This window comes from Streptomyces flavofungini (assembly GCF_041028215.1).
Taxonomy (GTDB): Bacteria; Actinomycetota; Actinomycetes; order Streptomycetales; family Streptomycetaceae; genus Streptomyces; species Streptomyces flavofungini_B.
Map to the genome: position 1 here is coordinate 1 of NZ_JASKYR010000258.1, position 11870 is coordinate 11870.

Here is an 11870-nt window from a genome sequence, read left to right on the forward strand (position 1 = left end):
GGGGGCAGGGGCAGGTGACGAGGATGACGGAGAGGGCGGTGCAGGTGACCGACGCGCTGTCGTTGGACGGGGTGGGGTCGGTGGGTGTGGAGGCGGTGCGCAGGGCGGTGACCTTGGCCTTGCCCAGGGACAGCAGGTGCAGGGGGACGCGGAATGTCTTCTGGACGCTCGCGTTGTGGGCGATGGCCCCGTAGGCGCAGGTCACCGTGGTACCGGAGGCGGTGCATCCGGGGGCGAGGTGGGTGGCGGAGGTGCCCGCCGGGAGCTTCGCGGTCAGGGTCGCGGAGGTGACGGCCTGGGGGCCGGTGTTGCGGGCGGTGAGGGTGTAGCTCAGGTAGGGCACCAGGATGCTCAGGTGCGGCTGCGCGGTGAGGTTGACGTCGATGTCTGCCTTCGCGTCGGTGCGTGGGGCGAGGAAGGCCATGCCGTAGGGGCCGTTCAAGCCGGTGATGGTGGAGGTGACGGTGTTGGTCGAGGTGTCGATCACCGAGACAGTGTCGTCGGCCACATTGGTGGCGTAGGCGGCTGTGCCGGACGGGTTGACCTCGACCTTGGCCGGACCCGCGCCGACCGGGACGGTCGCCGTCACGGCGTTGGTCGCGGTGTCGATCACCTCACGTCGTCGCTGCCACGGTCGGCGACGTACGCCCTCGCGCCGGAGGGGTCGAACGAGACACCGTTCGGCCTGGATCCGACCGCGATGGTGGCGGACACGGTGTGGGTCGCGGTGTCGATCACGGAGACGGAGTCGTCGTCGCTGTTGTTGGCCACGTAGGCCACGCTTCCGGAGGGGCTGACCGCCACGCCGGAGGGGGCGCTTCCGACCGGGACACGGGCGGTCGCCGTGTTGGTCGAGGTGTCGATCACGGAGACCGTGGCGCCGTTGTTGTTGGTGACGTAGACGGCGGTGCCCGATGGGCTCACCGCCACGCCGTTCGGGGAGCCGCCCACCGGGACGGTGGCGGTGACCGTGTTCGTCGCGGTGTTGATGACCGAGACCGACTCCTCGCCGCTGTTCGCGACGTACGCGCGGTTGCCGGACGGGGTGAACGCCACGCTCAGGGGATTGCTGCCGACGGGGATGGTCGCGGTGACCGCACTGGTCTCCGTGTCGATCACCGAGACCGTCGCGTCGTCGAAGTTGGTGACGTAGGCGCGGGTGTCGACGGGGTTGACCGCCACACCGATGGGGCTGTCGCCGACGTTGATGGTGCGGGCGACCGTGTTCGTGCCGGTGTCGATGACCGTGACGGCGTCGGCGTGGAAGTTGGCCACGTACGCCAGTGGGCCGTCGGCGTCGGCGTCGGCGGCATGTACTGGCGCGGTGAGCGCCACCAGGCCCGTCAGCGCCAGAGCACTGGCAGCGGCCGACGAGATCAGCTGCCGCCCTCGGCGGGAAAGGGAACGTCGTGGTCTTGCGAGCACAGAAGCCAAGGTCTCCCCCTTGCTCGGGTCCGCGTCCCGACAGCGGGTCCGAAGGATCCCGACGACCGGCGGCGGCGCGGGCGCGGCGCGCGAGTCCCGCCACCGGCGGACGACTCCGCACGACCACCGAGCGACAGGGCCCCCTACGTCACGCAGCACCCCGCCAGGACACCGGCCGCACCCGCCGGATCAGCCGCACCGGTCGAGACGGAGCCACCGGCCCCGGCAGAGCGGCCAGCCCCGGCGGAGCCACCAGCCCCGGCGGAGCCACGAGCATCATCACGCCCTCCCACCAACCCGGCAGCGGAATCTCCACATGTGACTTCATTCGATCAGAAGCTGGCCGTCCGACGTCTTGACAGCATTCGTGAGCCCCGCTGCCCCGTCCAGCAGCTCTCGCAGAGCCGCTCCGGCGCCGGGATGTTCGAAGAGGTAGAAGTGGGCGCCGGGGAAACCTCGGGGCTCGGCGCTTTGCGGGGTGCTTTCCGACCAGCTTCGCAGGGACTCCTGGTCCAGGGTCGTGTCGTCGGTGCCGTACCAGACTTCGTAGGGCACTCCGTCGTGGCAGCCGGTGCCCTGGGTGTAGGTGTCGGCCAGGTGGAGGTCGTGGCCGAGTACGTCGACGAAGTGGTCGATGAGCTGTTCGTCCTCGAACAGCTCCGGCGGGCAGCCTCCGAAGCGTCGCAGGTCCGCGAGGACCGAGGCGCGGGTGCGGGCGACGAACGGGGCGTCAGGCATGGTGGCGATGTCGGCGGCGGACCGTGGTGAGCGTGCGGCGGAGACCACGACGGTCCGGATCAGCTCCCGCTGTCCGGCGGGCAGCGCGCCGACCAGCCGGTGGGCGAGAAGGGCGCCCATGCTGTGGGCGAAGACCACGCACGGCCGGTCGACGGCGGCCCGGAAGCCGGGGGCGAGGCCGTCCACGGCGGCCTCGAAGTCCTTCGGTCGGGCGGCGGCCTCGCCCTCGTCGCGGCCGGGGAGTTCGAAGAGGAGCGCCTCGTATCCGGGCCGCAGGCTCTGCACGAAGGAGAGGTAGGCGGACGCCGAGCCTCCGGCGTGCGGGAAGACGAGCAGCCGCACCGGGGCGTCGGGGTCTCCCGTCCGCAGAAACGCGTCATTCATGCGTGTCGGGCCTCCTTCTGACGCGGTCCGCCGAAACTGACCGGAAGGCTGGTGGTGCCGTTGATGAAGTTGGACCTGAGCCGCTGGACCGGCCCGGCGAGACGCGCGGCCGTGGGCAGGTCGGCGACCTTGCGGAACAGTATGGACAGTTCGGTCTGCGCGAGCATCGCCCCGATGCAGCGGTGCAGGCCCGTGCCGTAGGACAGATGGCGGTTGGGGGTACGGGCGAGATCGAAGGTGCCGGGGTCGGTGAACTGCCTGGCGTCGCGGTTGGCCGAGACGTTCCACAGGGTGAGGACGTCACCGCGGCGGATCGTCCTGCCGCCGACCTCCACGTCCCGCAGCGCGCCACGGCGCACATAGAGGTTGGTGGAACTCCAGCGGAGGATCTCGTTGACCGCGCTGTCCAGGAGGTGCGGGTCGGCCCGCAGCGCCGCGTACTGTTCCGGGTGGCCGATCAATGCCTCAAGGCCTGAGCAGGCCGTGTACGACGAGGTCTCATTGCCGCCGACCGCGATGTTCATGCAGTTGTAGAGGATCTCGTCCTCGGTCCAGGGACGGCCGTTCATCTCCGCGCCGAGCAGCCTGCTCACGAGGTCGTCGCCCGGATTCTTGCGGCGGTCGCGCAGCACCTCGGCGAAGAACTCGAAGATGTCCGCCTGCGTCATGGCGAGGATCAGACGCTCGTCCTCCGTCGGGTCGGCGAAGTACGGGTCACGGAAACCGATCATGCGGCGCGTCAGGCCGATGAGTTCGTGCGCGTCACGGTGGGACACTCCCATGACGGCCATCACCGCCCCGGCGGGCAGCTCGGTGGCCACGTCGGTGGAGAAGTCGCAGCCGCCGTCGGCGAGTGCGCGGTCGATGGCGGCCTCGACCAGCGTCGTGACCTGCGCCGCTACCTTGCGGATCATGTCCTGGCTGAAGGCCCAGTGCAGTTGCTGGCGGATCATCCGGTGGCGGGGCAGGTCCGTTGCCACCATCATCAGCCCGGCCGACGGATCTCGCTCGCTGCGGAACGAGCCGCCGAGCATCGGCCCGCTCTCCGAGCTGAAGTCGGTGTGGTCGAGGTACACCTGCGCCACCTCGTCGTACCCGGTCAGTGCCCAGAAGCCGCTGCCCGGCCCCGTCGCGTGCCAGTGGACGGGGTCCGTCTCGCGCAGCCGGGCGAGCATCGCGTGGTGTTCGCCCCGTACGAAGCGATCAGGGTCGGTGAGATCTATGGCGGGTTCGGTCATGGCCCTACCAGTTCCTTCCGGTCCCGGATGAGAGTCGCCAGGGACTCCAGCCGACTCGTGGTCAGCACCTCACGGGAGCTGAGGGTCACCCCCAGCTCCTTCGCCACCCGGCGCAGGAGCCGGAAGGAGAGCAGGGAGTTGCCGCCCAGTTCGAAGAAGTCGTCGGTGACGCCGACCCGTTCGACGGCCAGGAGGTCCTGCCAGATACCCGCCAGATAGCGCTCCTCGTCGTCGCGCGGTGTGACGTGTCCGGCGTCGCGGCGCTGGTGCTCCTCGACGACGGTGCGGAGCCGGTCGAGGTCGCGCTTGCCGTGCACGGTGGCCGGGATCTCCGGGACCCGGATCAGGGCGCTGGGCACCATGAAGTCGGGCAGGGAGGTCTCGGCGTACGCGCGCAGGTCCCCCAGGGAGACCGCGCCGTCGGCGACGACGAGCCCCACCAGATGGCGGTCCTCCCCCGCGCCGACCGCGAGCACCGCCGCCTCCCGCACCGCGCCGTGCCGGGCCAGCGCGCGTTCGACCTCGCGGGGTTCGACCCGGTAGCCGCGGATCTTGACCTGGTCGTCGGTGCGGCCGAGGTAGTGCAATTCGCCTTCGGCGTCCAGGCGTACGAGGTCGCCGGTCGCGTACATCCGGCTGCCGTCGGCGGCGAACGGGTCGGCCGGGAAGCGTTCGCCGGTCAGCTCCGGCTGGTCGAGGTAGCCGAGGGCGACGCCGGGGCCGGCCACGTGCAGCTCACCGGGTTCGCCCGGCGCCACCTCGGCGTGGGTGGCGTCAAGCACCCGGATCGTGACGCCGTGCAGCGGGCGGCCGATCGGGACCGAGTCGGCCTCGGGCGTCACGTCCCGTATCTCGTGTGCCACGCAGGCGGTGGTGGCCTCGGTGGGGCCGTAGAGGTTGAAGAGCCGCCCGGCGAACGAGCCTGCCAGCAGGTCGCGGCAGGTCTGCGGAAGGATGACGTCCCCGCCCGTGCACAGCACGCGCAGACAGGAGAACGCTTCGCGGTCCTCGCGCACCACATGGTTGACGGCCATCGTGGGCACCAGCATGGCGCTGATCCGGTGTCTGCGGAGCTCTCGCTGGATGTCGCGGCCGACGAGGTCCGGCATGGTCGGCAGCACCAAGATCTCGGCGCCGCCCGCGAACGCGCACCAGGTCTCGTAGTGGAAGGCGTCGAAGGAGAGGCTCGACACATGGCCGACCCGGTCGTCGGGGCCGAGCCGGGGCAGGGCGTCGTTGTGGGCGAAGTGGCTGAGGTTGCCGTGGGTCAGGACGACGGCCTTGGGGGTGCCGGACGAGCCCGAGGTGAAGAGCAGCGCGGCGGGATCGTCGGCGGTCAGGGGTTCCCGGCCGCCCGGTACGGGGTCGGCGCCCCCGGAGAGGTCCGGGGCGCCGTCGACGCGGAGCACTTCGACGCCGAGTCCGGCGATGTGCTCGGACACGGCCTCGGGGAGGTCGGTCAGCACGAGCGCCGGGCGGCTCCGGGTGATCATCAGATCCCGGCGCGCGTCGGGGTAACGGGTGTCGACCGGTACGTAGGCCGCGCCCGCCTTCAGTACGGCGAGCAGGGCGACGAAGACCTGGACGCCCCGTTCGAGGTGGTAGACCACGCGGTCGCCGCCGGTGACGCCGGTCGCGCGCAGCCGGTGCGCGAGTGCGTCGGAGGCCCGGTCGAGGTCGCGGTAGGTGAGGTGGGTGCGGTCGTCCCGGACAGCCGGCCGGTCGCCGTGCCGCAGAACGGTCTCCCGGAACAGCCCGGTCAGTGTCGCCTCGGACACCGGCAGGACGGGGAGGGAAGTGTTGTGTTCCACTGCTCCAGAATTTCTGACTCGACGGCACCGAGGAGACGGTGCGGCATGGCGGGCGGGGGTCGGCGTGAGGGGTTCGGCGGAGAGGTTCGGCGGAGGGGTTCGGCGGAGGGGTCAGAAGTCGGCTTGCGTCGCTCAGAAGTCGTAGTGCGTCGTCCCCCAATCCGCCTCCACGACGGCGGTGGGATCGGTGGGATCGGTCGGCTCCGTCGGCTCTACGGGTCCTGTGGGCTCGGCGGAGACGGGCGCGGCGGGGTCCGTCGTGACCTGGCCGACCAGTTCGACCAGCCTGTCGGCGAACTCCTCCGCCTCGTCGGCCGTCACCAGCTGGTCGTCGTAGGTGAGGTCGAGGCGCAGCAGGTCACCCCGGCGGCTCGCGTACAGCCACAGGTCGCTGTTCGCGGGGAGCCGGTCGGGCAGCACGTCCTCGACCAGGTAGTTCTCGGTACGGATGCTCGCGTTCTCCCAGCTCACCCCGAGGTCGAGCAGCAGGCTGCGGCCGGGGCCCGCGGGCAGCGGAATGCGCTCGGCCAGGACGTCGAAGGGCAGGCGCGAGTACTCGTACGCCTCGAAGACACGGTCCTGGACATGGTCGAGGAGGCTCGCCAGGTCCGTTTCGGGGCCGAATTCGAGGCGCAGTGGTACGGCGTTGGCGAGGTAGCCGATCAGCGGGTCGGCGTCGGCGTGCCTGCGCAGGCTGGCCGGGCAGCCGACGACCACGTCACGGCTGCCGGTGACCCGGTGGACGAGGGTGGTGAACGCGGTGACGACCACCGCGAACGGGGTGCCGGTGGCCCCGTCGAGGACCGTGGCGGGAACACTGCGCCGGGCGACGCCCGCGTGGCCTCGGCGGGGGCCGCGCCGGGCGGGGTCGACGAGGTCGCCGGAGTGTCCGACGCCGTGCAGCCGCTTGCGCCAGAAGTCCTCGTGCTCGCGGGCCTCCTCGCCGTTCAGCCAGGCGTGTTCCTCGGCTACCCAGTCGCGGTAGTCGTACTCCAGTGGGGGCAGGTCGGCCGGTTCCCCGGCCCGTATCCGCTCGTAGGCCGTGAACAGGTCCGTGAGCAGTACGTCGACGCTGGCCCCGTCGTACACCAGGTGGTGGGCGGTGACGGTCAGCAGGTCGCCGCCGCGCGGGCCCTTCAGCAGCCGTACGGCCAGGAGCGGTGGGCGTTCCAGGTCGAAGGAGACCTGCCGGGCCGCGCGCAGGGCCTGGGCCACGGCGGTGCCGTCCGGGTCCGCGTCGGGCAGCTCGACGACGGTCAGCGGCGGGCCGTCGGGCAGCTGGTCGGCGACGACCAGCTCGGCCGACCGTCCGTCGGCGCGGACGCAGGCGCGGAGCATCGACTGCCGGGCCACCACGGCGGCCAGGGCGGTGCGCAGGGCCGCCGCGTCGATGCACTGGCCGGTGCGGACCAGGTCGGAGATGAGGAAGGTGTCCGGCGCAGTCCGCCGTGAGGTCAGCCAGACGCGGCGCTGCGCCCGCGACAGCGGGCCCGCCACCGTGCTGTCCCGGCCCGTGGCGGCGGAGGTCTCCGCCTGCCGCGCCGCTGGCCCGCTCGGGGTGTCGCGGGACACGGCGGCGAGGGCCCTGATGGTCGGCCGGGTGAACACGGTGCTCACGCTGACGCCGAGTTCCAGGGCGATCCGTGCGGCGACCAGGCTGTGCCCGCCGATGGCGAACAGGTCCGCGTCGAGGTCGGTGACCGGGCGTCCGAGCAGCTTGGCCCAGATCCGGGCGACGTGCTGTTCGGCCTCGGTCCAGGTGCTGTCGGCGGCCGGGGCCGGGGCGTGCGGCGCCGGGGTGCCGGGCACCGGCGGGAGCGCGCGGCGGTCCAGTTTGCCGCTCGGGGAGAGCGGCAGCGCGTCCACCGTGACGAAGGCCTCCGGCACCATGAAGGCGGGCAGTCGCGCGGTGAGGTGTGCGCGCAGTCCTGCGTGGTCGGCGTCGCCCACCACGTAGGCCACGAGACAAACTTCGCCCGCGTGGCCGGGGGCGGCGACGACCGCGGCGGCGCGCACCTGGTCGGCGAGTTCCAGAACGGCGGCGACCTCTCCGGGCTCGACGCGGTTGCCGCGTACCTTGACCTGGTCGTCGATCCGGCCGAGGTAGAGCAGGGTGTTGTCGGGCAGCAGCCGCGCGAGGTCGCCGGTGCGGTACATCCGGGCGCCCTCGCGTTCGGGGTGCGGGACGAAGCGCCGCTCGGTCAGTTCCGGGGCGCCGAGGTAGCCGCGCGCGAGACCGACACCGCCCACGCAGAGCTCGCCGGGGGTGCCGAAGGGCACGAGCCGTCCGTCCTCGTCGAGGATGTCGACCCACCGGTCGGGGAGCGGCCGTCCGATGGGGACCTGCTCCTCCCCCGGTACGAGCCGGTGCAGGGTCGACAGGACGCTGTCCTCGCTGGGCCCGTACTCGTTGAAGAGGTCGGAGTGCGGGAGCACCTGGGCGTGCCGGGCGGCGAGGGCGTCGGTGATCCGCTCTCCGCCGAGTACGACCTGGCGTACCGAGGCCAGTGCCGGGGCTGCGTGGTCCAGGAGCAGTTGGTAGAGGCTGGGCACCATCTGGGCGTGGGTGATGCCCTCGCGGCGGATGACCTGCGCGACCGCGTCGGGGTCGAGGAGGTGATCCCGGTCGATGACGACGAGGGGGGTGCCGGACGCCAGCGCCGTGAAGACGTCGGATATGCCCGCGTCGGCGTGGATGGGGTCGACCTGGAGCACGCGGGACTCCGGTCCGAGCCCGTAGTAACTCCTGCGGAACTGGACGGTGTTGAGGATGCCCCGGTGCTCGACCATGACGCCCTTGGGGGTGCCGGTGGAGCCGGAGGTGTAGACGACGTAGGCGAGGTCGTCGGGTCCGGCGGCCGGGAAGCGGGCGGCGTCGCCCGCCAGATGGTGAGCGTCGCCCGGCAGAGGGGATGCGTCGCCCGGCAGAGGGCAGACGTCGTCCATGTGGTCGTTGTTCGTCATGGCGTCGCGCTGCGCCACGACCACCGGGGCACCGCCCGCCGCGAACGCCTCGTCCGAGGTGCCGTCCGTCACGACCGCGACCGCGCCGCTGTCCCGCACCAGTCCCGCGAGCCGGTGCGCGGGTTGCTCGGGGTCGAGCGGCAGGAACGCGGAACCGGTCTTCAGGACGGCGAGGAGGGTGACCACCATCAGTTCGGTGCGGGCGCAGGCGAACGCGACCACCCGGTCCGGTCCTGTCGGTCCGGCCGCCGCGATACGGGAGGCCAGGGCCACGGCCCGGGCGTCCAGTTCGGCGTAGGTCAGGGTGCGGTCGCCGCAGCGCACGGCGGGCGCGTCGGGCCGCCGCGTCACCTGGGCCTCGACCAGTTCGAGCAGGTTGCGCGCCTCGGGGAACGCGCCGGTGCCGCCGGAGCCGAGTGCGAGCAGTTCCGCGCGCTGGGCGGGCGGCAGGGACCAGGACGCCGCGACGGGGGCGTCCTGGTCGGAGGTCAGCGACCGCAGCAGGAAACAGAGGTGGTCCAGCATGCGCCGGACGGTCCGCTCGCCCAGGACGTCGGTGCGGTAGGTCGCCGAGAGCTCCGGGGCGGCGTCGGGCCCCGGCCGCCCCAGCGCGAAGGTCAGTTCACCCGTCGGGGCGGTGCCGTCGTCGGCCCGCTCCTGCCCCGAGGCCCACTCCTGCCCCGAGACCCGCTCGCGCCCCGGGACCTGCTCCTGCCCCGGGACCTGCTCCTGCCACACATCCCGCTCCTGCCGCACGACGACGTCGAGGACGGGGTGGCGTCCCGCGCCCCGGGCCCGGCCCAGTGCGGCGAGCGCGGGGGCGAGGCCGTCGGCGTGCCGGACGGCGGTGGCGAGGGCGGCTGCCTCGGCGCGCACGAGTCCGGCGAAGGCGCGGTCGCCGTCGACGGCTCCCCGCACCACGAGCGGGGACGCGGAGGCGTCGGTGACCACGCCGACCGGGACGTCCCGCTGTCCGCTGAGCCGGGCGAGCAGGACGCGTACGGCGGTGGCCGCGACGGTGAGCGGCGGGGTGCCGAGGTCCCTGGCGAGCGCGGTCAGACGGCGGCCGGTGAGGTCGTCCAGGGTGGCCCGTACGGTGGCGGTGGAGGTGTCACTCCGGTCGGCGGCCGGGGGACGGTCGAGCGGGAGTTCCACCGCCGTGAGGCCGGTCAGGGTTGTTTTCCAGTGGTCGACTTGACGCGTGGTGGCGCCGGTCGGCTGTTCCTCGCCCAATTGCGGACCCTTCACATCGAAGACCTTTCACAACCGGAGGCCGGAGAGTAGCGCGGTCACATCGCCGAGAACGGCGGTGAGGCCGTCGTTCAGATAGAAGTGACCGCCGGGGTATCGGCGGACGGTGAATTCGCCCGATGTCTCCTTGGACCACTCGGTGAGGACGTCGTCGGGAACACGCTCGTCCCGCTCACCGGCGAACGCCGATACGGGGCAGTCCAGCGGTGGCCGTCGCGCGGGCCGGTACGCCTCCAGCCAGGCAAGGTCGGAGCGGACCGCGGGCAGGGCGAGCTCCACCAGTTCGGGGTGGGCGAGCAACTGCTCGGACATGCCGCCCTGCTCCACCATCCAGTCGAGCAGCTCGGCGTCCGGGGCGTGCGAGACGGCGCGGCTCGGGGCGGCCAGGGCGGGCGGCGGGGAGCCCGAGGCGGCGAGATGGGCCGGCGCGTGGCCGGTGTCCGCCAGCAGGTGGCCGAGCTCGAAGGCGAGCAGTGCGCCGTTGCTGTGGCCGAACAGGGCGTAGGGCAGGCCGCGATGGTCGGCGGACACGGCGTCCGCCATCGCGCCGAGGTCGATGCCGGGCTTCTCGCGGATACGGTTCTCCCGCCCGGGCAACTGGACCGCGACCACGTCGATCCAGGCGGGCAGCGCCCGCGCCCAGTCCCGGTAGGCGGAGGCGCCGCCGCCCGCGTGCGGCAGGCAGTAGAGGACGATTCGGGTGTCGGGCCGTTGTTCCGCGCGCATCAGCCAGGGGTTCGCCGGCCGCGCGGATTCCTTCATGGGCATGGGGTCAGCCACCTCGTCGGTACGGTTGCCGGACTACCGGGGCAGTGGGGATGTCCCGGCCCCGCGGTTCGCGCGGGACCGGACGACAGGGCCTTGGGCCCCTCGTGCGGATCAGACGGGGCGGTCGGCGGTGGGCGCGCCGTGCGGTGCGGGCCGGTCTGCCGCGGGTGGGCGCGGGTGCATTCTCTGATGTGCCGACACGGTTCCCCCACGTGGTCGAGATCGGTGATGACGATCGGTCGCGATCGGTGATGACGATCGCGCCGGTTCACGGCATTTCGCCCGCTCGTGAACTCGGATTGAACTCGGATCAGGACGGCAAGAAAGTGGGACCGCGTATTGCAGTTCGGCGCCCCCGGAAGGATAGGACCACCCCTCCACCTCAATGCAAGATCCATGTCTACCACATGACAAGTGCACGGACTCCCGTGATTTACCGGAACTTTGCGGCGCCCGATTCGGAGGTGCCGAACGCCGCAACTCCCGCATATGTCAACCGCAATGGGAGCCTCCGTTTTTCCGTGCCGCCGAATGTCATTCGGCGGCCGGGTCTTCCAGGAGTTCGCCGAGAAGTGCGTGCAGCCGCTCTCCGAGGGCGCGTGCGGCGTCCCGGGTGAACAGATCCGCACGGTGGCCCACCCACACCTCGGTGGCGTCGGACGAGCCCGTCGGCGGGATCAGGAAGCTGAACGAGAGGTCGAAGTCGGAGACCTTGTCCTCGGTGCGCAGATGGCGGACCGTCTCGCCGTCCCCGGCGGCGGCCGTCTCGGCGGTGCCGGAGATGACGGTCTCCACCAGCACGTCGAAGAGCGGGTTGCGGCCCGGCTGCCGTGGCACGTCGAGGTCGCGGACCAACTGGTCGAAGGGGTGGTCCTCGTGCTCCTGGGCGTCCAGGGCGGTCCGCACGCAGTCCTCCACGAGCCGGGCGAAGCCCGCCGCGGGGTCGTACGCGGTGCGCAGCACGACCGTGTTGGCGAACAGGCCCACCTCGTGGGCGAGAGCGAGTGAGGACCGTCCGGCGGAGACCGTGCCGAGGGCCACGTCGGTGGTGCCGGTGAGCCGGTGCAGCAGCACCCGGACCGCGGCCGTGCACACCATGAACGGGGTGGCGCCGCACCGCACCGCCAGCTCCTGGACCCCTCTGCTCACCTCCTCCGTCAGGGCGATCCGGACGAAGCCGCCCGCGTTGTCGCGGACGGGACCTGGGGTCAGGTCGCCGGTGAGGGGCGGGGCGGGCGGCAGGCCCTCCAGCGTCTTGCGCCAGTACGCGGCGTGCTCGGCTCCCCGGGGC

The 11870-nt window shown here is 72.1% G+C and carries 7 protein-coding genes and 1 pseudogene; all 8 read right to left on the reverse strand.

Annotation, left to right across the window (positions count from 1 at the left end; genetic code table 11):
- Window positions 1–613: pseudogene (locus AB8Z36_RS19060) on the reverse strand (hypothetical protein); the annotation flags it as partial.
- Window positions 610–1425 carry a beta-propeller fold lactonase family protein gene (locus tag AB8Z36_RS19065; protein ID WP_369214543.1) on the reverse strand — a complete coding sequence of 272 codons (816 nt, stop codon included), beginning with the start codon at window positions 1423–1425 and terminating at the stop codon, window positions 610–612. The pseudogene AB8Z36_RS19060 and the gene AB8Z36_RS19065, both read right to left, overlap by 4 nt.
- A gap of 324 nt (window positions 1426–1749) precedes the next feature.
- Window positions 1750–2547 carry a thioesterase II family protein gene (locus AB8Z36_RS19070; RefSeq protein ID WP_369214537.1) on the reverse strand — a complete coding sequence of 266 codons (798 nt, stop codon included), beginning with the start codon at window positions 2545–2547 and terminating at the stop codon, window positions 1750–1752.
- On the reverse strand, window positions 2544–3785 hold the full coding sequence (locus tag AB8Z36_RS19075) for a cytochrome P450 (RefSeq protein WP_369214538.1): 1242 nt from the start codon (window positions 3783–3785) through the stop codon (window positions 2544–2546). The genes AB8Z36_RS19070 and AB8Z36_RS19075 overlap by 4 nt, the downstream gene beginning before the upstream one ends.
- Window positions 3782–5596 carry a non-ribosomal peptide synthetase gene (locus AB8Z36_RS19080; RefSeq protein ID WP_369214539.1) on the reverse strand — a complete coding sequence of 605 codons (1815 nt, stop codon included), beginning with the start codon at window positions 5594–5596 and terminating at the stop codon, window positions 3782–3784. The genes AB8Z36_RS19075 and AB8Z36_RS19080 overlap by 4 nt, the downstream gene beginning before the upstream one ends.
- 132 nt (window positions 5597–5728) lie before the next feature.
- Window positions 5729–9793, reverse strand: a complete 4065-nt coding sequence (locus AB8Z36_RS19085) for a non-ribosomal peptide synthetase (protein WP_369214540.1) — start codon at window positions 9791–9793, stop codon at window positions 5729–5731.
- 27 nt (window positions 9794–9820) lie between these two features.
- Window positions 9821–10579, reverse strand: a complete 759-nt coding sequence (locus AB8Z36_RS19090; protein WP_369214541.1) for a thioesterase II family protein — start codon at window positions 10577–10579, stop codon at window positions 9821–9823.
- Window positions 10580–11113: 534 nt separating this feature from the next.
- The coding region (locus AB8Z36_RS19095; RefSeq protein ID WP_369214542.1) for a condensation domain-containing protein at window positions 11114–11870 on the reverse strand (757 nt) is incomplete at its 5' end.